At 56.1% G+C, this 21791-nt stretch carries 23 protein-coding genes, 1 tRNA gene and 1 pseudogene; 10 read left to right on the top strand and 15 right to left on the bottom strand.

Annotation, left to right across the window (positions count from 1 at the left end):
- Positions 1-16 precede the first annotated feature (16 nt).
- Entirely contained in the window at positions 17-466 is a 450-nt protein-coding gene (gene mscL / locus EKL30_RS10390; protein ID WP_126707158.1) for a large conductance mechanosensitive channel protein MscL, read from the bottom strand.
- A 124-nt stretch (positions 467-590) separates the two neighbouring features.
- On the opposite strand from mscL, the gene petA reads away from it, so the two are divergent.
- From petA to EKL30_RS10415, 5 genes are all read left to right on the top strand, one after another.
- Entirely contained in the window at positions 591-1241 is a 651-nt protein-coding gene (gene petA / locus EKL30_RS10395) for a ubiquinol-cytochrome c reductase iron-sulfur subunit (RefSeq protein ID WP_126707159.1), read from the top strand.
- Between the two features lie 81 nt (positions 1242-1322).
- Positions 1323-2711: a cytochrome bc complex cytochrome b subunit gene (locus EKL30_RS10400; protein WP_126707160.1), complete on the top strand. Its 1389-nt coding sequence runs from the start codon at positions 1323-1325 to the stop codon at positions 2709-2711.
- Between the two features lie 20 nt (positions 2712-2731).
- Positions 2732-3586, top strand: coding sequence for a cytochrome c1 (locus EKL30_RS10405; protein WP_199748535.1), 855 nt, complete (start codon positions 2732-2734; stop codon positions 3584-3586).
- 147 nt (positions 3587-3733) lie between these two features.
- A complete protein-coding gene (locus tag EKL30_RS10410; protein WP_126707162.1) occupies positions 3734-4342 on the top strand; it encodes a glutathione S-transferase N-terminal domain-containing protein in 609 nt (202 codons plus the stop codon).
- 13 nt (positions 4343-4355) lie between these two features.
- Positions 4356-4814: a ClpXP protease specificity-enhancing factor gene (locus EKL30_RS10415; RefSeq protein ID WP_126707163.1), complete on the top strand. Its 459-nt coding sequence runs from the start codon at positions 4356-4358 to the stop codon at positions 4812-4814.
- A 65-nt stretch (positions 4815-4879) separates the two neighbouring features.
- Here the strand turns inward: EKL30_RS10415 and cysW are convergent, their stop codons facing one another.
- From cysW to EKL30_RS10435, 4 genes are all read right to left on the bottom strand, one after another.
- Positions 4880-5707: a sulfate ABC transporter permease subunit CysW gene (gene cysW / locus EKL30_RS10420; RefSeq protein WP_126707164.1), complete on the bottom strand. Its 828-nt coding sequence runs from the start codon at positions 5705-5707 to the stop codon at positions 4880-4882.
- The gene (cysT, locus tag EKL30_RS10425) at positions 5707-6555 is read right to left on the bottom strand and encodes a sulfate ABC transporter permease subunit CysT (RefSeq protein WP_233583010.1); all 849 of its coding nucleotides are present in this window, start codon (positions 6553-6555) and stop codon (positions 5707-5709) included. Before cysT ends, cysW begins: the two co-directional genes overlap by 1 nt.
- A 258-nt stretch (positions 6556-6813) precedes the next feature.
- Positions 6814-7821: a thiosulfate ABC transporter substrate-binding protein CysP gene (gene cysP, locus EKL30_RS10430; protein WP_126707165.1), complete on the bottom strand. Its 1008-nt coding sequence runs from the start codon at positions 7819-7821 to the stop codon at positions 6814-6816.
- A 156-nt stretch (positions 7822-7977) separates the two neighbouring features.
- Positions 7978-8742 (bottom strand): aldolase/citrate lyase family protein, encoded by a 765-nt coding sequence (locus EKL30_RS10435; protein WP_126707166.1) that lies wholly within the window; start codon positions 8740-8742, stop codon positions 7978-7980.
- 172 nt (positions 8743-8914) lie between these two features.
- On the opposite strand from EKL30_RS10435, the gene EKL30_RS10440 reads away from it, so the two are divergent.
- Positions 8915-8990, top strand: a tRNA-Thr gene (locus EKL30_RS10440).
- 106 nt (positions 8991-9096) lie between these two features.
- Here the strand turns inward: EKL30_RS10440 and EKL30_RS10445 are convergent.
- From EKL30_RS10445 to EKL30_RS10460, 4 genes and pseudogenes are all read right to left on the bottom strand, one after another.
- Positions 9097-9861: a sulfite exporter TauE/SafE family protein gene (locus EKL30_RS10445; RefSeq protein ID WP_126707167.1), complete on the bottom strand. Its 765-nt coding sequence runs from the start codon at positions 9859-9861 to the stop codon at positions 9097-9099.
- A gap of 10 nt (positions 9862-9871) precedes the next feature.
- A pseudogene (locus EKL30_RS10450) lies at positions 9872-10423 on the bottom strand (ABC transporter permease); the annotation flags it as partial.
- Positions 10424-10689: 266 nt separating this feature from the next.
- Positions 10690-11676, bottom strand: coding sequence for a tripartite tricarboxylate transporter substrate binding protein (locus EKL30_RS10455; protein WP_126707168.1), 987 nt, complete (start codon positions 11674-11676; stop codon positions 10690-10692).
- Positions 11677-11729: 53 nt separating this feature from the next.
- Complete coding sequence (locus tag EKL30_RS10460) at positions 11730-12836, bottom strand: tartrate dehydrogenase (RefSeq protein ID WP_126707169.1); 1107 nt, start codon at positions 12834-12836, stop codon at positions 11730-11732.
- Between the two features lie 115 nt (positions 12837-12951).
- Between EKL30_RS10460 and EKL30_RS10465 the strand changes: the two genes are divergently transcribed.
- Positions 12952-13881, top strand: a complete 930-nt coding sequence (locus tag EKL30_RS10465) for a LysR family transcriptional regulator (RefSeq protein WP_126707170.1) — start codon at positions 12952-12954, stop codon at positions 13879-13881.
- A 42-nt stretch (positions 13882-13923) separates the two neighbouring features.
- Here the strand turns inward: EKL30_RS10465 and EKL30_RS10470 are convergent, their stop codons facing one another.
- The gene (locus EKL30_RS10470) at positions 13924-15093 is read right to left on the bottom strand and encodes a zinc-dependent alcohol dehydrogenase (RefSeq protein WP_126707171.1); all 1170 of its coding nucleotides are present in this window, start codon (positions 15091-15093) and stop codon (positions 13924-13926) included.
- A gap of 208 nt (positions 15094-15301) precedes the next feature.
- Between EKL30_RS10470 and EKL30_RS10475 the strand changes: the two genes are divergently transcribed.
- Entirely contained in the window at positions 15302-15556 is a 255-nt protein-coding gene (locus EKL30_RS10475; protein ID WP_126707172.1) for a hypothetical protein, read from the top strand.
- 63 nt (positions 15557-15619) lie between these two features.
- Here the strand turns inward: EKL30_RS10475 and EKL30_RS10480 are convergent, their stop codons facing one another.
- The 3 genes from EKL30_RS10480 to EKL30_RS10490 form a co-directional block, all read right to left on the bottom strand.
- A complete protein-coding gene (locus EKL30_RS10480; RefSeq protein ID WP_126707173.1) occupies positions 15620-16021 on the bottom strand; it encodes a hypothetical protein in 402 nt (133 codons plus the stop codon).
- Positions 16022-16135: 114 nt separating this feature from the next.
- Entirely contained in the window at positions 16136-16468 is a 333-nt protein-coding gene (locus EKL30_RS10485) for a hypothetical protein (protein WP_126707174.1), read from the bottom strand.
- Positions 16469-16551: 83 nt separating this feature from the next.
- Complete coding sequence (locus tag EKL30_RS10490) at positions 16552-17043, bottom strand: GFA family protein (protein WP_126707175.1); 492 nt, start codon at positions 17041-17043, stop codon at positions 16552-16554.
- An 84-nt stretch (positions 17044-17127) separates the two neighbouring features.
- Between EKL30_RS10490 and EKL30_RS10495 the strand changes: the two genes are divergently transcribed.
- Entirely contained in the window at positions 17128-18489 is a 1362-nt protein-coding gene (locus EKL30_RS10495) for an erythromycin esterase family protein (protein WP_126707176.1), read from the top strand.
- 80 nt (positions 18490-18569) lie between these two features.
- Here EKL30_RS10495 and thpR read toward each other — a convergent pair whose 3' ends face one another.
- A complete protein-coding gene (thpR, locus tag EKL30_RS10500; protein WP_126707177.1) occupies positions 18570-19169 on the bottom strand; it encodes an RNA 2',3'-cyclic phosphodiesterase in 600 nt (199 codons plus the stop codon).
- Positions 19170-19228: 59 nt separating this feature from the next.
- Entirely contained in the window at positions 19229-20347 is a 1119-nt protein-coding gene (locus tag EKL30_RS10505) for an NADH:flavin oxidoreductase/NADH oxidase (RefSeq protein WP_126707178.1), read from the bottom strand.
- Positions 20348-20577: 230 nt separating this feature from the next.
- Between EKL30_RS10505 and argE the strand changes: the two genes are divergently transcribed.
- Entirely contained in the window at positions 20578-21741 is a 1164-nt protein-coding gene (argE, locus tag EKL30_RS10510) for an acetylornithine deacetylase (protein ID WP_370246259.1), read from the top strand.
- The last annotated feature ends 50 nt before the right edge of the window (positions 21742-21791 follow it).

The raw sequence follows: 21791 nt of genomic DNA on the forward strand, positions 1-21791 counted from the left end.
CTATACGCCGCCGCGCCTACTTTTGCAATGAATCGCGAATCTGGCGCAGTAATACGACCTCTTCGGCAGGCGCCACAGGAATGGCCTCGGCCTGCTTCAAGAGCCGGTTGCGCGCTGAATTAACCGCCTTCACCAGGCAAAACACCACAAAGGCCAATAAGATGAAGTTGATGAGTATGGTGAGGAAGTTTCCCCACGACAGCACCACTGCGCCGGCCTTGGTCAAGGCGTCGTAGGTTCGAGGACCCGCATAGCCTTCAGGCGCCCGCAATATCCAGAACTGATTGGTGAAGTCGACCTGGCCGCCCACAAGGAAAGCAACGACGGGCATGATGATATCTTTAACCAATGAATCGATGATTTTGCCGAACGCCGCACCAATAATGACCCCGACCGCAAGGTCAATCATGTTGCCTCTAACGGCGAACTCTTGAAATTCCTGGAGGAAACCCCGTGCTTTGCTCATGTCGTCTTCCTTTGAAATTTTCACCCGAAGGCGGGCTAACGCTATAATACGCGGCTAATAGGATAGTACACAGCTAAAAACAGTGAATGGTATGCCCCGGAGGGGCATGAATAAGGATACTAGAATGAGTCAGATTACGACACAGCTCGATGATTCCGGTGAGGTTGATTCCAACCTTCCACCCGATCCGTCGCGCCGTTTCTGGGTAGCTTCCGCCTGTGCCGTCGGTGGTGTGGCGGGCGTCGCAACGGCAGTCCCTTTTGTCAGTTCCTTTGCGCCGTCGGAAAAGGCGCGCGCAGCCGGAGCCCCGGTCGAAGTCGACGTTTCCAACATCGCCCCGGGCGAAATGCGTACCGTCGAATGGCGCGGTAAGCCGGTCTGGATCATGCATCGCACCAAGGCCCAGCTCGAAGGCCTGGTCAACGAAGCACACGATAAACAACTGGCCGATCCGAACTCCGATCGTCCCGGCTACACCCCGGAATATGCCAAGAACGACTTCCGCTCGCGCACGCCTGAACTCTTCGTTTGCGTCGGAATTTGCACTCACCTTGGCTGCTCACCTTCGCCGGCGTTCGCGACCGGCCCGCAACCCGGCCTGCCTTCCGATTGGGCAGGCGGCTTCTTTTGTCCGTGTCACGGTTCCTACTTCGACTTAGCCGGACGGGTCTTCATGAACAAGCCCGCTCCCGACAACCTCGAAGTCCCGCCCTACACGTTTTCGGCCGATGGTACCCGCATCGTCATCGGCATCGACGAAGACAACAAAGGCTAAAGCTCCGAATTGGGGTGCCCCGCGGCGCCCCAAGACACTGAACCCGTTACACGCCTCGTAAGATATAAAGGAGCCGTTTTCATGGCTGGCGAAAAAACCGTCGAAACGACAGGACTCTTGGGCTGGATAGATAGGCGCTTCCCGCTTAGCTCCCTGTTCAAAGAGCACATGTCCGAATATTACGCACCAAAAAACTTTAATTTTTGGTACTTTTTTGGATCGCTCGCACTGTTGGTGCTCGTAATCCAGATCGTGACCGGTATTTTCCTGGTCATGAATTACAAGCCCGATGCCAAACTGGCGTTTGAGTCAGTCGAATACATCATGCGAGAAGTGCCATGGGGCTGGTTGATCCGCTACATGCACTCTACCGGCGCTTCCATGTTCTTCGTGGTGGTCTACCTGCATATGCTGCGTGGCCTGTTCTATGGGTCGTACCGCAAGCCTCGCGAGCTGGTCTGGATTTTTGGCGTAGCCATCTTCCTGTGCTTGATGGGTGAAGCCTTCATGGGCTATCTGTTGCCCTGGGGCCAGATGTCGTATTGGGGCGCACAGGTTATTGTCAATCTGTTCTCCGCCATTCCTTTCATCGGGCCTGAACTTTCGGTCTGGATTCGCGGCGACTACGTGGTTTCCGACGCAACACTGAATCGCTTCTTTGCTTTCCACGTGATTGCCTTGCCGTTGGTGCTTATCGGCCTGGTCGTGGCGCATATCATTGCCTTGCACGAAGTGGGTTCGAACAATCCTGACGGCGTCGAGATCAAGCAAGGCCCCAAAGATCGCAACGGTCACCCTGTCGATGGCATTCCTTTCCATCCTTACTACTCGGTGCACGATCTTGTGGGCGTGGCCGGTTTCCTGATCGTCTTTGCCGCGATCGTTTTCTTCGCACCAGAAATGGGTGGGTACTTCATTGAGTACAACAACTTCATTCCTGCCGACTCGCTGAAAACGCCTCCGCATATCGCTCCGGTCTGGTATTTCACGCCGTTCTATTCCATGTTGCGTGCAACGACTGCCGACTTCACCTGGATTCTTGCAGGCGCATCGGTACTGGCTGCCGTCGTTCTGTTTGCCAAGGGCAACTTGAAAGGCATCTGGCGCATTGCAGTACCCGTTATCCTGATCGTCGTCGCCGTGCTGTTCCGCACGATCGACGCCAAATTCTGGGGCGTGGTCGCTATGGGCGGTTCGGTCGTCATCCTGTTCTTCCTGCCATGGCTCGACCACTCACCGGTCAAGTCCATCCGCTACCGTCCAACCTGGCACAAGTACTTCTACGCTATCTTCATCGTTAATTTCCTGGTGTTGGGCTATTTGGGTACGCAAGCGCCTAATCCAACTTTCAACCTGATGAGCCAAATCGGCACGGTGATCTATCTGGGCTTCTTCCTGGCCATGCCGGTCTGGAGCCGCCTGGGTACGTTCAAACCCGTACCCGACCGCATCACCTTTAGCGCTCATTAAGGCCACCAACACGTTACGGAATGATCATGATTAAAAAGCTGATAGGTACCATTGCTTTGTCACTGACCTGCGCGGTGTCGTTTGCCGCAACCGGCGGTTACAAGCTGGACCAAGCACCCGACCGCATCAACGACATGTCTTCTTTGCAAAACGGAGCCAAGTTGTTCGTCAACTACTGTCTGGGCTGCCATAGCGCCAGTTCAATGCGCTATAACAAGCTCACTGAAATCGGCCTGACCGAAGAACAGATCAAAAAGAATCTGTTGTTCACGACCGATAAAATTGGCGACCTGATGACCATCGCCATGACTCCGCAAGACGCCAAGCAATGGCTAGGCGTGGCTCCGCCCGACTTGTCCGTCATTGCGCGCGCCAAGTCGACCACCATGGGCCCGTCCGGCGTCGATTACGTCTACACCTTCCTGCGCACGTTCTACCGCGATACCTCCAAGGTTTCTGGCTGGAACAACCTGGTCTTCCCAAGCGTGGGCATGCCCAACGTTCTGTGGCAGCTTCAGGGGCCAGTCGGGCTGGATCACACTACCATCCACGAGGCCGAGAAGCCTGATGGCACAAAAGTGTGGGAACGTACCGTAGCCAACTACGACCCCCAAGGCTTCTCGGTTATCAAGACCGAAGAGCTGAAGGGCTACAATGGCTCGGCAGCAGATAAAGCTATACTGGCTCCAGCCAACAAAAGCAATGCCGCTGCGTTCGACAACAATGTGGCCGACCTTAGCAACTTCCTGGGCTGGATGTCCGAACCCATGCAGCTTCAGCGTAAGCAACTGGGCGTCTGGGTCTTGCTGTTCCTTAGTCTTTTCCTTGTCGTTGCATGGCGCCTGAACGCGGCCTACTGGAAACACGTCAAATAAAGCAGTCCGCAGCACCGGTAGTGCCCATCAGGCACTGCGTTTAAGCTACCGGTAAAGAAATAGGCGTAGATTGATACGCCTATTTCCCTTTTCGGAGCCATACTACGGTTGGCTCTTGTTCTTATTTCTACGATTGGAATCCGCGACATGATGGTGCTCTATTCTGGAACGACCTGCCCGTTCTCCCAACGCTGCCGCTTTGTACTATTCGAAAAAGGCATGGATTTTGAAATCCGCGATATCGACCTGTACAACAAGCCCGAAGACATCTCGGTCATGAACCCTTACGGCCAGGTACCTATCCTGGTCGAGCGCGATCTGATTCTGTACGAATCGAACATCATCAACGAGTACATCGACGAACGCTTCCCCCATCCCCAGCTTATGCCTGCGGATCCGGTCATGCGCGCCCGTACGCGTCTGTTCCTGTACAACTTCGAGAAAGAACTTTTCGTGCACGTATCGGTTCTTGAAAACCGTGCCTCCAGCGATACCAAGGCGCAAGATTTCGCGCGCCAGAATATTCGCGACAGGCTTGCGCAACTTGCACCCATGCTGTTAAAAAACAAGTACATGCTGGGCGAAGAGTTTTCGATGCTGGACGTGGCCGTAGCCCCTTTGCTGTGGCGTCTGGATCACTACGGTATTGAACTACCAAAAAATGCCGCCCCCATCCAGAAATACGCCGAACGCATTTTTTCGCGCCCGGCTTACATCGAGGCACTGACGCCATCTGAAAAGGTGATGCGTCGCTAACGCTATACAGGCCATGCAAGAGTCATCAACCAAACCCTATCTGATTCGCGCGCTGCACGAGTGGTGTACCGATAACGGCTACACCCCTCATATTGTCGTTACCGTAGACGCCAATACGATTGTTCCGCTCGCGCATATTCATGATGGCCAGATCACGCTGAACATCGGCACTCTGGCCACCAACCGCCTCACCCTGGGGAACGACTATATCGAATTCCAGACACGATTTGGCGGCGTCACTGAACAGATATTCGTGCCGGTTGCAGCGGTATCGGCGATTTACGCGCGGGAAACTGGTGCGGGTATGGGTTTTGACGTGGCAGAATCGCAGCCTTATCCAGGTGGCGAATTGGCGGACCCTGCAGGCGGCGGGCCCAAAGCCGTGGTCGAGCATGCGGACACCACAAGCAAAGGCAACCCTGATTCGTCCTCCGGCGACCCCAAACCGCCGCGCCTGACGATCGTCAAGTAAGAAAGAAACCAGTTCAAGGGTAATGCGGCGTGTGATCACGGCCGCATTAAATGCCCACTAGAACCCTACAGCGCTTCACGCCGGGTCGCCACCCTTAAGCGCCACTCCAGAAAGTTCTTCATGAATACGGTAAGCATGGCCATGCACGCCAGCAGCGCAGCCGCCGTGAAGGCCGCAGCCGTCTTGTAATCGTTATTCAATTGCTCGACCAACAATGCCAGGGTCAAGGTCTGGTTCATGATGGTGCCCGACACCACCGACACCGCGCCGAACTCGCCGATGGCGCGCGCATTGGTCAGCACCACGCCATACAACAACGCCCACTTGATATTCGGTAGGGTCACGCGGCTGAAAATCTGCCAGCCCGTGGCACCAAGACTTAAAGCGGCGACCTCCTCGTCGCTACCCTGCGCCTGCATGACGGGAATCAAAATTCGCGCAACATAGGGCGACGTCACGAAGATCGTCACCAGAAGAATGCCCGGCCACGCAAACATAAGCTGCACGCCCTGCGTCGACAACCATCGGCCTACAACACTTTCTACTCCGTATACGACCAGGTAGCACAAGCCCGCCACCACCGGCGATACCGCAAAGGGAATGTCGATAAGGGTCGTCAGCACGCGGCGCCCCCTGAAATCAAAATGCGTCACACACCATGCCAGAGCGATGCCGAACAGCATATTCAGCGGTACCGTGAGCACGGTGACAAACAACGTCAGCCCAATGGCATGCAGCATGAAGTCTTCCTGCAGATTCGCAAGTAGAAGCTCCCAGCCACCCTTTATGACGAGGCTGAAGATCAGCGCCAAGGGAATGATCAACAACAATATGACGAGCACCATGCCCGTTACGATAAGCGCCCATTGATGGGCCTGGACTGGCTTCTTCATTATCGGCCTCCTGTCCATGCCAGGAAGCGGCCTTGCACGACCTGCAGCGTAAATAGCAACAGCAACGAGGCCAGCAGTATGACTGAAGCAATCGCGGCCGCCGCGGGGTAATTAAATTCCTGCAAACGAACAAAAATCATCAGGGAAGACACTTCAGTTTTAAACGGAATGTTACCGGCGATCATGATGACCGCGCCAAATTCGCCAAGGCTACGAATAAAAGCCTGCGATGAACCGGTGATCATGGCGGGCAGCAACGGCGGCAAGATCACGCGCCAGAATATTTGCCACTTGCGGGCCCCCAGCGTTTGCGCGACCTCTTCGAACTCGCCCGCCATGTCCTCCATAACGGGCTGCACGACGCGCACGACGAAGGGCAAACTGGTAAAGGTCATGGCGACGACAATACCGGGATAGGCATAGGCGATTTTTATGCCATACGACGCAAACCACTGGCCGAGCCAACCGTTAGGGACCAACAACGTGGCTAATGTCAGTCCCGCCACCGATGTCGGCAAGGCAAACGGCAAATCGACCAGCGCGTCGATAAGGCGCCGGCCCGGAAATTCGTAGCGCGTAATGATCCACGCAATGATAAAGCCCACCACTGTGGCAATAACGGTTGAATAGAACGCGGCGGTGGCCGTGGTGTAGTAACTTTCCACAACGCGTCTGTCACTGATCGCCTGCCAATACTCGGCCAGACTCATGCCGCTGACATACACCAGCAGTGCAGACAGCGGAAACAACAGGAAAAGCGATAAATAAAAGGCGCTGAATCCGAACGTCAGTCCGAAACCGGGCAAAAGCGGGTTTTGCAGAAAAAAACGCGGTGTCTTGGTAGTCACTTACAACCTTGCTGAACACATATAATTCCTCCCGATCAGTCGTGCCCTTCGCCGGCTTCGCTTGCCTTAGGCAAGTAATGTTCGCTTCGCCTTGGCGTTCAGGTTTGATCGGGAAACGGAATAAGGTAATGCCAAAGGGCATCTAAAAAATCCAGGCCCCAATAATAAAACAATGGGCCCCGTCAAAACGACGATGGCCCACTGCTTTTACACGAATTTAACGCTTCAAGCGCTACATCTTGGCCTTAACGCCCTTGATTACTTGGCCAGAAGTTGGTCAAGGACGCCGTTGGCACCGAAATGCTTGGCTTGAATATCGTTCCAGCTGCCCAGCACCTGGGTCGGGTTGATGAGCTCGACCTTCGCAAACTGTGCTTCAGCTTTCTTGGCAACTTCCGGATCGTTGACACGATAGTTGAACGTCGTCAGAAGCTGCTGGATTTCCGGATCGTATTGAAATTTCAAGTATTCCGTAGCCAGCTTGCGAGTACCCTTGGCGTCGACCACCTTATCGACGACAGCGACTGGGAACTCGGCCAGGATGCTGACAGGTGGCACAACCACTTCGTAGCCATCTGCCTTGAAATCGGGCCCATTAGCAATGTTGAGCACCTCGGACTCGAAAGTCAGCAACGCGTCGCCCTGTCCGTTTTGGGCAAAGGCCACTGTCGCGCCGCGACCGCCGGTGGGAAAGCTTTCCACGTTATGCAGCAGCTTGCTTACGAATTCCTTGATCTTGGCTTCGTCGCCCTTGAATTGCTGATTGGCATATAGCCACGCAGCCAAATACGTGTAGCGCGCGTTACCCGACGTCTTCGGGTTCGGGAAGACAAGCTTCACATCGCTGCGGACCAAGTCGTCCCAGGTTTTGATGTTTTTAGGATTGCCCTTGCGCACCAGGAATGCAATGGTGCTGTAGTAAGGAGAACTATTGTGGGGAAACTTGCTGGCCCAGTCTTTGGCCACAAACCCACGATCGACCAGGAATTCAATGTCGGTGACCTGATTGAACGTAACCGTGTCGGCCTTCTTGCCTTGCGCGATGTCTTGCGCCTGGCGCGACGTTCCCGCAAACGACTGGTCGATCTTGACATCTTCACCCGTCGTTTTTTTCCAGTGCTGAATAAACTTAGGGTTAATGGCAGCGAACGTCTCGCGAGCCACGTCAAACGATGCATTCAGCAAGGAGGTCTGCGCACCAGCGGTGCCGGTTGCGGCCAGCGTTGCGGCAAACGCGGCCGTTGTAATAAGTTTCTTCAACAACATTCTAAGCTTCCTTGCTAAAGCCCCTGCGAGGCACATTCGAATAAGCCCACCCTATGGCGCGCCCTAATAACTGCTTATTCTAAAGGAAGGCTTATTCAACATAACGATTTATTTAGCCTTTGCATATAACCTAAAGGCATATAGAAGACAGGTGGGTCAGGCGCGGAAGCGGGCCGCGAGTTTCTCGGTCTCGCGAGCCAGAATCGCCAGATCCATGCCCACGGCGGTAAACAAGCAGCCAAGCTCGATATACCGCTTCGCCAGAGTCTCGTCGAAGGTCAGTATGCCAGGCGCCTTGCCGCAAGCCCGAACTCGCTTTATGGCGTCTTCTATGGTGCGCTGAACATCGGGGTGCTTCATGTCACCCAGGTGACCCAAGCTTGCCGACAAGTCGGCCGGCCCAATAAAAATGCCATCGACGCCTTCGACCGAGGCGATCTCCTCGAGGTTATCCAGCCCTTCTTGCGTCTCGATTTGCACCAACAGGCAAAGCTCTTCCTGACATTCGTGGGCGTAGTTGCCCATTCGTCCAAAAGCACTCGCACGCATGGTACCGCCAGCACCGCGAATACCCTGGGGCGGGTAGCGCATGCCCGCCACCGCACGCGCGGCCTCTTCGGCGTTCTGCACATAAGGAATCAACAGCGTTTGTGCACCAATATCAAGATAGCGCTTTTGCTGCACCGCTTCGTTCCAGCTAGGACGCACAACTGACGACACTGGGTAAGGCGCCACCGCCTGCAATTGACCCAGGATCGAGCTTACGTCGCCAGGCGCATGCTCGGTATCAAGCACCAGCCAGTCAAAACCCGACCCGGCCACCACTTCAGCGCTGTAGGGACTGTTCAACGAAACCCAAAGGCCCAACTGATGCTGACCCGCCAGGATGGCGCGCTTAAAACGATTGACCGGAACTTGCATGACTCACCTTGAGAAAATCAAAGAAGTGGCGCCGAAGCGCCGCCAGAATATAGCGTGCGAATTAACCGGGCAATCGTATCACCGTTCACGCTGCATAGTGCTCGCGCTGAACAAAAGGGGCTTTTCAACAGTAAAAACACAAAATTAAAAAAAAGGGTAGAATGTCGGTCTTGCCGGTTTAGCTCAGTTGGTAGAGCAGCGCACTTGTAATGCGAAGGTCGAGGGTTCAACTCCTTTAACCGGCACCAGTATTCCTGCGGTTCGCCGCAGAAAAGGGCCACTAGAAATAGTGGCCCTTTTGTTTTGTGCGCCCGGTATGCTCACCGGTTCGCGTATGCCTTTAACGCGCGCCTTCTACACCACTGCAGCCGTAACGCCGATTGCCAGCAACATAAACAACGAAATGAACCTAACGCGTTCCTGATGCTTGCCCATCGACCACCTGTGCAACTGGGCGCCTAACAGGCTGGCCACGACCGCCGCGGGCAATAGAACCACTATATAGACGCCCTGCCGCAGCGTCAGCGAGCCACCTACGGCCAAAGGCGCCAGGGTCACCACTTGGGCCAGACTGAAATAGACGAGACTGACTGCGCGAATGACAGCGAGCGGCAAAGAACGATCCGAGAGCATATACAAGATGACCGGCGGCCCACCTATACCGCCGATAGCCGTCATAAAACCGCTTAGCGCTCCGGCCAACGAATCCTGAATCAAACCGCGCCGGCCCTTGTAATGCCATCCGATCAACATCAACAGGGATACCAGTATCACGATGAAGGCTATCAGCTTGCGCATGACGGCTGCATCAACCATATGCAGCATGCCAAGACCAATGGGGAGCCCAAGCAATGATGGAATGAACAGCCTCCAAACGAGCCGCCAATTTACGGTGCGCAAGGCGCCCGGCAGCAACTGGAACGTCGTCAGCAGGTTGATGCCAAGCACAAGCACAACAACATCAGTTGGCGACATCAGCAAGCTGAACACTGGCGCCATCAGCAGGCCGGCGCCGAACCCGGAATAACCTCGCATGAGGCTGCCGACAAAAGTGGCACTAGCGAGTTCGGCGAATATGGACAGCGAAGGCAGTTGTTCCAGCGCCCAGTCCGGAATCATGCTATTCCACTTAGTTTTGCATGCCCCAACGACGGACAGTGCATTTTTCCAAAGAATTGAATACGACGTTTTCCACGAACAGCCCGATCAGAATCACCATGAACAGACCGGCAAAGACGCTGGGTATTTCAAGCATGTTTTTATTTTCATAGATGAACCAGCCTAACCCGCCGGAACCCGAGCTCACGCCAAACACAAGCTCTGCCGCAATCAACGTTCGCCAGGCAAACGCCCATCCGATCTTCAACCCCGACAGGATGCTCGCAAATGCTGCCGGAATAAGTATTTGCCTAACGTACGAGAACCCGCTCAAACCATAGTTGCGGCCAACCCTCCGCAGCGTAGGCGACACCGACAAAAAGCCTGAATGGGTGTTCAATGCGACGGCCCAAAGTACGGAGTGCATCAATACAAAGACGAGGCTTCCTTCGCCCAAACCAAACCAGATCAGGGCAAGCGGGAGCAGGGCAATGGCCGGTAGCGGATTGAACATGGCGGTCAGTGTTTCAAGGATGTCCGTGCCGATACGGGAAATCCATACTGCTTTCAAGAGTGAAATTAAATATACAGTTCTCAAAACAAAACTGTCAACAACTTTACTGACTATAATGTCTGCGTACACAAGCCCTGCGTCCCGATGGACTTACGCTGCTTTACTTGAGCCTCTCACGTGCATTTCCTTTACCCGGCCAAACGAAAAAAAGCCTCTGTAACGTGAGGCTCGAAAGTCGATTTTCGGGCCAGTATTCGTCCCGATTCTGCAAAAAAAAAAAGGCCACTGGAAATAGTGGCCCTTCTGCTTGGCAGGATGGGTTAAGTGCGATCCTTTTATTCGATCGCCACGTTCCCCGCCTTGACGAGCTTTGCAAACTTGACCGTTTCATCGTTAATACGCTGGGCGAACTCGTCTGGCGTGCTAACCAGCGGCTCTGCGCCCACTTGACGCAAACGTTGCTGGAAATCCGGCGACTTGATGATCTTCATCATTTCGGTGCTTAGCTTCGAGACAACGGCCTTGGGCGTTGCCGCCGGCGCCAGCACACCGAACCACGTTCCGATATCGAACTCGCCTAAGCCCGCTTCCTGCAGCGTTGGCACGTCAGGCAATACGCTAGAGCGCTTGGCGGTGGCCACCGCCAATGCACGGAGCTTTCCGGACTGGATATGCGGGAGCACCGGGGTCAGCGTATCGAAAGACATGGTCACCTGGCCGCCTAACAGATCTGTCGTCAGTGGACCGCTGCCTTTATATGGCACATGGAGTAAACGCACGCCCGTAGCGCTTTGGAACTGTGTACCGATAAGGTGTTGCGCGGTGCCGTTTCCGTTCGAACCGTAAGCAAGCTCGGTAGAAGACTTCTTTGCCAGGGAGACCAATTCCGCTACGTTGGCGACCGGCGCTTTTGCGACGTTGACGACCAGCACGTTGGGTACCATTGCGACCGTAGCGATGGGTGCGAAGTCCTTCTGAAAGCTGTAAGGCAGCTTTTTATAGACGCTGGTGGCGATCGTGTGGTGGACGGCGCCCATTAAGAGCGTGTAGCCGTCGGGCTTTGCCTTTGCAACGTAGTCCGCACCAATGGTCGCGCCTGCGCCAGGACGACTTTCCACAATCACCGGCTGTCCTAGATTTTTGGACAATTCGTCGCCAAGGGCCCGTGCCAGGACGTCGGTAGTACCGCCGGTGGGAAAAGGCACGATAAGGCTGATGGGCTTGGTGGGCCATTCTTGTGCGACGCTGGGTAAGGCTGCTCCGAGTCCAATCGCCACCAGCGAAACGCCGAATAGCCGCTGGAAAGTAAGGGAAGTGCGCATGGATAGTCTCCTGTTGTAATTTTAGGTTTAGTCTCTTCGGATCTTTTTATCTTCTACGACGCCACGGTCGCCTGTGTAAGCGGGGCTTGCTGGCCAGACTTCAGGTAATCGCAAACCGCCTTGGTCACATCGTCGGTCGTCGCTGTACCACCAAGGTCTCGTGTATGAAGCGCTGGATTTGCGGTCACCGCTTCGATGGCCGCCATCAGGCCCTGTGCTGCTTCATGCTCGTTCAAGTGTTCAAGCAGCATCACTACAGACCAGAACGTGCCTACCGGGTTGGCCAGCCCTTTGCCCATGATGTCGAAAGCTGAACCATGGATGGGTTCGAACATGGAGGGATAGCGGCGTTCGGGATCAAGATTGGCAGTTGGGGCGATGCCCAGGCTACCTGCCAGCGCTGCGGCCAGGTCGCTAAGAATGTCGGCATGGAGGTTGGTGGCGACGATAGTATCCAAGGTTTTCGGACGATTCACCATACGCGCCGTGGCGGCGTCCACCAGTTCCTTGTCCCAGGTGACATCCGGAAATTCCTTGGATACCTCCAGGGCGACTTCGTCCCACATCACCATTGCGTGGCGCTGGGCGTTGGACTTCGTGATTACCGTAAGCAGCTTGCGAGGGCGTGCTTGGGCAAGCTTGAAGGCGAAGCGCAAGATTCGCTGCACGCCTACACGGGTCATGATGGACACATCGGTCGCCGCTTCAATGGGATGCCCTTGATGAACCCGGCCTCCTACGCCGGAGTATTCGCCTTCGGAATTTTCGCGCACGATAATCCAATTCAGGTCTTCCTGTGCGCAGCGTTTGAGCGGAGCGTCGATGCCGGGAAGAATGCGCGTTGGACGTACGTTAGCGTATTGATCGAAACCCTGACATATCTTCAGGCGTAGTCCCCACAACGTGATGTGATCGGGAATTTCGTTGTCTCCGGCCGAGCCGAACAAAATGGCATCCTTGGCGCGTAGCGCATCAAGACCATTCTCGGGCATCATCATGCCGTGTTTACGGTAGTAGTCGCCGCCCCAGTCGAAATTTTCAAACTCAAAGCGAAACTCCGCGTTCTGGGCGGCCAAGGCCTCCATCACCTTACGGCCTGCCGGCACTACCTCTTTGCCGATACCGTCTCCCGGAATCGTAGCGATTTTGTATGTCTTCATTTCCTGTCTCTCGGTTAAGTTTGCCAATAAACCTCTTGAGCGGATTTTTACTCCTGGACGCCGTTTTGGATCGTGGCTAAAGTTAAAGCATTGTTAACCTAGAGTTGAGAATGACATGAGTTCAAGTGCAAGTAGCGTCATCCAACCTGCCGAATTGGGCTTTTTTGCTTCCGTCGCAACGGCGGGCAGCTTGACCGCCGCAGCACGGAACCTGGGCCTCACAACCGCTGCGGTCAGCAAGCGGCTTGGACAGATGGAGACGCGGATTGGTATGCCGCTGCTGATACGGACTACCCGTCGGATGGGGCTAACCCCTGAAGGCGAGGTCTTTCTTGAGCACGCCAGAAGGATTCTGGGCGAGATCAATGATCTGGAGCAGCTATTAACGAATGCCAAGGGCCGCCCAAGCGGCCTGCTCCGGGTCAACGCCACCCTGGGCTTTGGCCGTATGCACGTGGCCCCTGTCATTTCCGAGTACTGCAGGATGTACCCTGACACCGATGTGCAGTTACAGTTGTCGGCCGACCCGCCTTCGCTAAGCAGCGATGCGTTCGACGTCTGCGTTCGGTTCGGGGAACCTCCGGACGCTCGCATCGTCGCCAAGCTGCTTGCGCCAAATCGACGCTTGCTGTGTGCGTCCCCAAAGTACCTTCAGGATCATGGCGTACCTATGACGCCCCCGGAACTGGCTCGCCACAATTGCATCGGCATTCGCCAGGGTAGCGATGCTTATGGCGTTTGGCGACTAACGTCGGTCAGACAGGCACAGCGACAAACGGAAGCCGTCCACGTGCGCGGCAACCTGACCACCAACGATGGCGAAATCGCGGTGAATTGGGCACTGGAAGGTCACGGAATCGTGATGCGTGCGGAGTGGGACATTGAGCGCCATTTGCGCAGTGGTGCCTTGGTGCAAGTTCTGCCGCAGTACTCCACCCCCCAGGCAAGCATATATGCCGTTTACCACCAGCGCCATCAGCTATCGTCGCGGGTCCGTCTTTTCGTGGAGCTCCTGGCGCTCAAATTTGGGAAATTCGGCAAATAACGCGAGCCCTACGGCGGCCTGACCGGCGCCGGCAAGACCGGGTCAGGGCTTCAGTACCACCTTGATGCAGCCGTCTTCCTTATCGCGGAAGGTTTTGTACATGTCCGGGCCGCGTTCCAGCGTTTCCCGGTGGGTAATCACAAACGACGGATCGATCTGCCCTTCGGCGATACGATTCAGCAAGTCGTCGGTCCAGCGATTGACGTGGGTCTGCCCCATGCGCCAGGTCAGCCCCTTATTCATCGATGCCCCGAAAGGAATCTTGTCGATCAAGCCGCCATATACACCCGGAATCGAGAGTACACCTGCCGGCCTGCATACATAGATCATTTCGCGCAGTACGTGAGGTCGGTCGGTTTCCAGCATCACCGCCTGCTTTACCCGGTCATATATGGAGTCGATTGACCCGGTGGCGTGCGACTCCATGCCCACCGCGTCTATGCATTTTTCCGGACCCCTGCCGTCGGTTATTTCGTTAAGGCGTTCAAAAACGCTTTCTTCTTCAAAATTGATGGTCATGGCGCCGCTCTGCTGGGCCATTAAAAGGCGTTCCGGCACGCGGTCGATAACCACCACCTGCTTCGCACCCAGTAGTAGAGCGCTGCGTATGGCCATCTGACCAACCGGCCCGGCGCCCCATATGGCGACGGTATCGGTAGGCTCAATGTCGCACTGGACGGCAGCCTGCCACCCGGTTGGCAATATATCGCCCAGGAATAGCACCTGTTCGTCGGTAAGACCATCTGGAACTTTTACATGGGTCGTGTCGGCCAGCGGCACCCGAACATATTCGGCCTGCCCGCCCGGATAGCCGCCAGTAATATGGGTATAGCCGAATAGACCGGCGCAGCTGTGGCCAAACATCTTGGCGGCATCATCCTGGTTGCGGTTGCTACGTTCACATGCCGCGTAATTGGCGCGACGGCACTGTTCGCATTCCCCGCAAAAAATGGTGAACGGGATGACCACACGATCGCCCACTTTCAGCGTCTTATTGTCCTTGCCCACCTCCATGACCTCGCCCATAAATTCATGGCCCATGATGTCGCCCGATTGCATTCCAGGCATGAAACCATCAAACAGATGAAGGTCGGATCCGCAGATTGCGCAGGCGGAGACTTTGATAATCGCGTCCCGTGGCTGTTCAATGATGGGGTCTGGAACTGTGTCGCACCGAATATCGTGCTTGCCATGCCATCTGAGTGCTCTCATGCCTGTCTCCCGAACTGAATCGCGTGTCATATAAGCCCACATTCCCCGTACCAATGCAATGCAATGCGGTGATTGTTCAAGGCGCGACTCCCCAGCATCGCACGTGCCTGGATGCCACAACACGGCCGCATGCCGCTGTGGACTTAACGGCGGGAACGCGGTTTGCCCGTATTACGGTACAACTTGTAGTTTTTTTAAGAGGCCCGCCATGCCAGTCGATCGAGATAGCAAAGCCAAACCTATCCAAAAGAAGTCCTATGAGGCGGAAACGTCTCCAGGCCATCAGCCGGACAAACCAAAGACACAAGACCGCTCACTGTTGAATCATCCCGTTGACCCGAACGCGCTTACTGAAAAAGGCAATTTCCCCCCTGGTGTCTCGCCGAAAGCCGCGGCAGACCCCGGCCGCGCCACGCCGGGAGCTCCGCCGGTCGACAATAGGTCCGGCCAGAAGAAACCGTAAATGCACCTGTAACTCACTCAACCTTTAGGCGCGATAGAGCAAATCCGGCCTCATCAGCACGCATCACTGCGCCGTCTTTCCGCCAGTGCCGCTCTTGCTTGCATTGCTATCGTTGGCGCTAGTCCCCGGAGGGGTGGCGCCCTTCGGTGCGCCTTCGGTCGGCTTTCCGCCAATCTGGTCACGCGCTTTCATGGGATCAGTAGCGCTGCCCTTGTCGCCATTGGACTTGTGACCCTCGCCCATGGTTGCGCCCGCCGTGCCTTTGTACCCCGAACTTGAGCTGGTACCGCCCATGCTGCCCTTAGGTGTGGGAGTCGTGCCGGCGGCAGGCGCCTGATTTTTCGTAGCGTCGCCCGATGGCGATGGCGCACCGCTAGACGTGGGGGCTCCGCTGCTTTGCGCATACAGCGCAGGCGCCATGGCGAACGAAGCAGAGCATATGGCGAATGCTAAAAGTTTTCTCATGGTTGTCTCCTGGTATATGACCCGATGGGTCGTGGGAGACGGAGCAATTCGTATGCCAGGCGGCTGCGTCAAACGACGTGGCCGGCGGCCGTTAGTGGCACAAGGTGAAGCGCGTTATCGGGACGCAATTGCCCAAATGGCGAGGCAGATCGCGACCAGGGCCACGACCCCTGCGGTAATGGCGACACGCTTCAAAAAAACCAGCTGTTCTTGAAACCGTGCCGCCGCTGCATCGACGCTTTCGATGCTTTCCTTCAATTGCATCGCAAGCCCTTTGACCGTTTCCGCATTTTGGGTAACGGCCGACTGCAACTCGGCAATCTGTTTAGGGATGACTTCATCTGGCTTTTCACCCGCTGTCTTCGAGGTGAACATGGGCAGCGTGGCTGTGACCACTTGGGTGATATAAGGCAATGCAATTTTTAATACGGGCAGAAAAGCGGCCATCGATTGTCCTATCTGCTATATAAGGTAAAAAAATAGTCTAGCACCAACCGTAGCCGTGGCGTTGAGCGGAGTCGTCGTGCTGGCTAGTTAGAAGTCAATTTCAGACGCTCATGCCATTCGGCAATGGATTCCTGGGGATACCCATCGAAAAATTTATCGCCCTTGTGTTTATCGATTTCTACCCACGACGCTTTTGAATCTAACAACAAATGGGTATGTTCCGGCGGTGTCGGCAAGGGTGTATCGATCGCCGATGCAAACGGATGGATCAAGTCGGGCCATTCTGGACTGAATAGCCACAAGGCGCTGCCGCAACGCTTGCAAAAGTGTCGCTCGGCCGTACTGGTCTTCGCCAACGCCTGCCCTTTTCCAGGCATGCGGGCGTGATACACCGATACACTGGCGCTTCCCCTGACCTCCATAGTATTTGCATCAGCGGCGAGATTAATGGCGTATCCGCCTCCGCCTTGGGTTTTACGGCAGATGGAACAATAGCAGCGCTGATAAGGATAGGGCGTCGAACTCGACACCGAGAATTCGACAGCACCACAATGGCAAGACCCTTCAAGTTTCATACGCCCTCCCCGCAAATAAGCGTGTAAGATAAAACGGTACTCCGTCAGCGACGGGAAAGGCAATCTTTTCCGAGGTTCTTGGGTATGGTCGGCAAAAACCACGATGAACTCGTTAAGGCGTTACGCGCTGCGGCCCGGCCACTGCAGGGGGACGAAGACCTTGCGCCATTGCTGAATAAAATTAAACGAGCCCGCTATGTCCTGTTGGGTGAAGCCACGCACGGTACCCACGAGTTCTACGCCTGGCGTGCCGCCATCACCAAGCGCCTGATTCAGCAGAGACAATGCTCCTTTATCGCTGTCGAGGGGGACTGGCCCGACTGCTATCGGGTAAATCGATACGTAAAAGCGTATGCGGACTCTGGCGACAGCGCAGAACAAGTGCTGCGAAGTTTCGACCGCTGGCCGACCTGGATGTGGTCCAATCGCGAAATCGCGGAACTGGCAGAATGGCTGCGCCTGCACAATCTGCAACTAGAGCCCGAGCAGCGGATCGGATTCTATGGCTTGGATGTTTATTCGCTGTGGGACTCCATGACCGCAGTCGTGAACTACCTGGAAACCGTTGACCCCGCGCTGGCCCGAGCCGCAAGGCGCGCCTATATGTGTTTCGAGCCTTATGGCGAAGATGCGCAAGCCTATGCACGGGCTACCGTCATGGTGCCCGCGTCGTGCGAAGACGAGACCGTGGCGGTGCTCAGGGCGCTGCGCGCAAAAGCGCCCGCCTACCAGCAGGACGACCGTGAGGCCTACTACAACGCGGAACAAAATGCCCTGATTGCACGGGGCGCTGAAAGATACTATCGAGCCATGATCCAGCACGGACAAAATTCGTGGAATGTGCGGGACCGCCACATGACGGAAACGCTGGAACGGCTGATGGATTACCACGGCCCGCATGCCAGGGCGGTCGTATGGGAGCACAACACGCATGTGGGCGACGCTAGATTCACCAATATGGCCAGGGCCGGCATGGTGAACGTCGGCCAGCTGATACGGGAAGCGCATCCGGAGCCCGGTGTGGTGCGCCTGGTCGGCTTTGGAACTCACAGCGGCACGGTGATCGCAGCTCGGGAATGGGGAGCACCGATGCAAGCGATGCGCATGCCTCATGCCCGCGTAAATAGTTTGGAAGACTTGCTGCACAGGGCGGGAGCGCCCGGCCTCGCCGTCTCGACAACTACCATGCACAAGCAAAACAGCCTACTCGTATTCAATGGCAGCGACGATGGCGGAATTCCGGGCCTCGACAAGAGTTTGGATCATCGAGCCATTGGTGTGGTGTACCACCCTGAGGCAGAGCGTCGAAGCAATTATGTGCCCACCTTAGTGCCTAGGCGCTACGATGCCTTTCTGTTTATCGATCACACGCGAGCGCTGGACGCTTTCGATGTACCGTTAAGCCCGGATACCGAGCCTCCGGAAACCTACCCCAGCGGCATGTAGCGCAGCGGCGCATCCTTAGGCCTTCCAAGGAAATCACGATCCCTCGATCATTTTGCGCTCGAGGACTTGCGCCCATCGGTTCAGCCGGCAGGCGGCGCTGTCGGAAGCCGGGCCAGCACCTCATAATGCGAACCATTCGTCGACGGCCGAGAAACCACTAGTACACATTGCACCGGTGTCCAGCGCAAGTTGGGTTGCGGCAAGGTGGTCAGGTCGCCCGCCCCCGCTTTACGCAGCAAAGACACATGCGGACGAAATACCGAGGCGGGCCGTTGCCACCCTAAAGGTTCAAGATGGTCCCACAAAGTGGCATAGGCCTCGTCAAGCCATTGAATGCGGTCACTGTCGTCGATCGACGGCCCCAACCATACAACACGGGGACCATAAAATCGCCCAAAGTGTCGCAGTTCCACTGTTCCCACGGGAATAGACCAGGCGGGGGCCGCCTGTATCAATTGCGTCACCTTATCTACTGGGATACTACCCAGAAAGGCCAGCGTCATATGCAGTGATTCAGGACGCATCATGCGCCCGCCGCACACGGCATGAGCATGACGAGCCCAGTCCGCTATCTGATCAGCGGCTTCAGCGGATGGCCAAAAGGCAAAAAATACACGCTGCGTCGCCGTAGACGGCGTGAGCCCGCCATGCATTAACGTCGATGAATTTTTGTCTTCCATCGCAACACCTCCGATGCCTTCAAAGACCGCTCAAGTAAAGAATAAATCGGAAGCCCCGGCTACCGCATACCGAAGGTCACTTCGCCGAACACGCGGTTCTTGCCGGGTGGCAAAGAACGCCAGTATTGCGGCGGGCCATAAACATGCTGGTCCAGTTCTGCGGCGGCGTGCCATGCCCAACGCGGGTCGTAAAGCATGGCACGCCCCAAAGCGACCATGTCGGCCTGACCCTGCGATACGATCTGCTGCGCATGGGAAGGGTCCGTGATCAAGCCGACGGCGATGGTGGGCAAGCCTACCTCGCGTTTAAGCCGTTGTGCGAAATCGACCTGATAGCCGGGCTTGAGCGGAATTTGCTGCTTGGGCGAAACACCGCCTGTCGATACGTCGATCCAGTCCGCGCCCGCTTCTTTCAGCTGCAGGCCGAATATGACGGTTTGGTCGGGGGTCCAGCTTGGCTGGTCATCGACCCAGTCGGTGGCGGAAATCCGTACGCCTAAGGGCATAGGGTCGGGTAAGGCCGCACGTACCGCCCGAAATACCTCGAGCGGAAAACGCATGCGGTTTTCGAGACTGCCGCCGTATTCGTCAGTGCGATGGTTCGCTATCGGCGAAAGAAACTGATGCAATAGATAGCCATGAGCCGCGTGCAGTTCGATCGCGTCCAGCCCCAAACGCACCGCACGCTCGGCGGCTTTCACAAAGGCCTGCTTAATGCGCGCAAGATCGTCGACGGTCATTGCGCGGGGAGCGGGTTCGGTGTCCTTATGCGGGACGGCTGACGGCGCCTCGGGCGTCCATCCCCCTTCTTCCAGTGCAACAAGCTGGCCGCCCCGCCAAGGGGGGGCACTGGAAGCTTTACGCCCGGCATGGGCCAATTGAATAGCCAGCTTGATGGGTGATGCGGCGCGCAGTGTTTGGATTACCGTCGCTATAGCGGCTTCGTTATCGTCATTCCATAAGCCTAGGCATCCCGACGTAATCCGGCCTTCGCGGCTTACCGCCGTCGCCTCAATGCACAATAGCCCGGCGCCGCCCAAGGCAAGGCTGGACAGATGGGCCATATGCCAGTGAGTCGCGTTGCCCTCTACGGCGGAGTATTGGCACATCGGCGAAACCATGACACGATTGGCCAGCGTAAGGCGACGAAGCGTAATGGGGTCGAACAAATCGGGCATGGGTTTTCCTAGTAAGGGGCAGCAAGGTTTTCCGGCTTGCGCGCGCAAGCCACCGTGAGCGATTTCCGCCTTGGCAGCTTAGCATTTCACGGGCCTAAGTTACATAAAAGCGCCATGCTTCCTCGGGCATACCCCAACGCCAGCTGATTGACGCGCCAAGCGCTACTTGGCTAAGATCAGTGCGGTTCCAATGGCAACGCTTGCGTGCCTGGCATCCACTCGTAATGTCATTGGAGATACAAACCGTGAAAACCCAATCGCTGGACATGATCAAAAAGCTGGTCGGTTTCGACACCGTCTCGCGCAATTCGAACCTGGAGCTCATTTACTACGTTCGTGACTATCTGGCCGGCTACGGGGTGCAAAGCCATCTTGTGTCAAATGCCGAAGGCACCAAAGCCAACCTGTTCGCAACGGTCGGCCCCAATATCGAGGGCGGCATCGTCTTGTCCGGTCATACCGATGTCGTGCCGGTCGATGGCCAGCCGTGGGACACCGATCCTTTCAGCGTTGTTCAAAAAGATGGCCGCCTGTATGGCCGCGGCACCTGCGACATGAAAGCCTTTTCAGCGGTGGCACTGGCGATGGTGCCCGACATGCTGGAAAAAGGTCTGAAGCGACCCGTGCACTTTGCGCTCAGCTATGACGAGGAAATTGGCTGCTTTGGCGCGCCGTCCATGATTGACCGACTGCTTACCGACATTGCCCGGCCCAGTGCCGTCATTGTGGGCGAACCCACCAGCATGCGGCCGATCGTGGCGCACAAAGGCATAGCAGCCCTGCGCACCACCGTCATCGGCCATGAAGCTCACTCCAGCCAGGTGCAGCGCGGCGTAAGCGCCGTCACCACGGCAGCAAGGCTGATCAGTTTCATCGATGACATGATGCTGGAAAACAAGGCCTCGGCCGACCCCGACAGTCAATTCGAACCGCCTTACACCACGCTGCACGTAGGCGTCGTGCATGGGGGAACGGCGATCAATATTATTTCGCGCGAATGTTCGTTTATCTGGGATATCCGCAGCCTTCCGGGAGACGACTGGCGTGCGTACCTGAACCGCTTTCAGGAATATGCCGATAGCCTGTTGCCTGCCATGAAGGCCATCGCGCCCATGGCGTCCATCAAGACCGAAATCTTGGCTGACGCGCCACCACTGCAGGACAAGGGCGGCGCGGCCCAAGACCTTGTATTCAGCTTGTGCGGCCATTCGCACAGCGGCGTGGTGCCGTATGCCGCCGAAGCGGGGCAATTCCAAGAACGAGGCTTCTCGGTTGTCCTGTGCGGACCCGGATCCATCGATCAGGCGCATCAGCCCAACGAATACATCGATGTATCGGAAGTCAGCGCCTGCGAACAGTTCCTGGAGGCCTTAACGGACCGACTAGCCCAGTAACCGGCCAAGCTCGACTTGACCACCCACAGAGGAGTTTCACTACAACAAGG

The sequence above is a fragment of the Candidimonas sp. SYP-B2681 genome (genome assembly GCF_003971065.1).
Taxonomy (GTDB): domain Bacteria; phylum Pseudomonadota; class Gammaproteobacteria; order Burkholderiales; family Burkholderiaceae_B; genus Pollutimonas.

Excerpts from the sequence above, each read along its gene's own strand:
- mscL (WP_126707158.1), bottom strand. The coding sequence starts at position 466 with ATGAGCAAAGCACGGGGTTTCCTCCAGGAATTTCAAGAGTTCGCCGTT.
- petA (WP_126707159.1), top strand. The coding sequence starts at position 591 with ATGAGTCAGATTACGACACAGCTCGATGATTCCGGTGAGGTTGATTCC.
- EKL30_RS10400 (WP_126707160.1), top strand. The coding sequence starts at position 1,323 with ATGGCTGGCGAAAAAACCGTCGAAACGACAGGACTCTTGGGCTGGATA.
- EKL30_RS10405 (WP_199748535.1), top strand. The coding sequence starts at position 2,732 with ATGATCATGATTAAAAAGCTGATAGGTACCATTGCTTTGTCACTGACC.
- EKL30_RS10410 (WP_126707162.1), top strand. The coding sequence starts at position 3,734 with ATGATGGTGCTCTATTCTGGAACGACCTGCCCGTTCTCCCAACGCTGC.
- EKL30_RS10415 (WP_126707163.1), top strand. The coding sequence starts at position 4,356 with ATGCAAGAGTCATCAACCAAACCCTATCTGATTCGCGCGCTGCACGAG.
- cysW (WP_126707164.1), bottom strand. The coding sequence starts at position 5,707 with ATGAAGAAGCCAGTCCAGGCCCATCAATGGGCGCTTATCGTAACGGGC.
- cysP (WP_126707165.1), bottom strand. The coding sequence starts at position 7,821 with ATGTTGTTGAAGAAACTTATTACAACGGCCGCGTTTGCCGCAACGCTG.
- EKL30_RS10435 (WP_126707166.1), bottom strand. The coding sequence starts at position 8,742 with ATGCAAGTTCCGGTCAATCGTTTTAAGCGCGCCATCCTGGCGGGTCAG.
- EKL30_RS10445 (WP_126707167.1), bottom strand. The coding sequence starts at position 9,861 with ATGATTCCGGACTGGGCGCTGGAACAACTGCCTTCGCTGTCCATATTC.
- EKL30_RS10455 (WP_126707168.1), bottom strand. The coding sequence starts at position 11,676 with ATGCGCACTTCCCTTACTTTCCAGCGGCTATTCGGCGTTTCGCTGGTG.
- EKL30_RS10460 (WP_126707169.1), bottom strand. The coding sequence starts at position 12,836 with ATGAAGACATACAAAATCGCTACGATTCCGGGAGACGGTATCGGCAAA.
- EKL30_RS10465 (WP_126707170.1), top strand. The coding sequence starts at position 12,952 with ATGAGTTCAAGTGCAAGTAGCGTCATCCAACCTGCCGAATTGGGCTTT.
- EKL30_RS10470 (WP_126707171.1), bottom strand. The coding sequence starts at position 15,093 with ATGAGAGCACTCAGATGGCATGGCAAGCACGATATTCGGTGCGACACA.
- EKL30_RS10475 (WP_126707172.1), top strand. The coding sequence starts at position 15,302 with ATGCCAGTCGATCGAGATAGCAAAGCCAAACCTATCCAAAAGAAGTCC.
- EKL30_RS10480 (WP_126707173.1), bottom strand. The coding sequence starts at position 16,021 with ATGAGAAAACTTTTAGCATTCGCCATATGCTCTGCTTCGTTCGCCATG.
- EKL30_RS10485 (WP_126707174.1), bottom strand. The coding sequence starts at position 16,468 with ATGGCCGCTTTTCTGCCCGTATTAAAAATTGCATTGCCTTATATCACC.
- EKL30_RS10490 (WP_126707175.1), bottom strand. The coding sequence starts at position 17,043 with ATGAAACTTGAAGGGTCTTGCCATTGTGGTGCTGTCGAATTCTCGGTG.
- EKL30_RS10495 (WP_126707176.1), top strand. The coding sequence starts at position 17,128 with ATGGTCGGCAAAAACCACGATGAACTCGTTAAGGCGTTACGCGCTGCG.
- thpR (WP_126707177.1), bottom strand. The coding sequence starts at position 19,169 with ATGGAAGACAAAAATTCATCGACGTTAATGCATGGCGGGCTCACGCCG.
- EKL30_RS10505 (WP_126707178.1), bottom strand. The coding sequence starts at position 20,347 with ATGCCCGATTTGTTCGACCCCATTACGCTTCGTCGCCTTACGCTGGCC.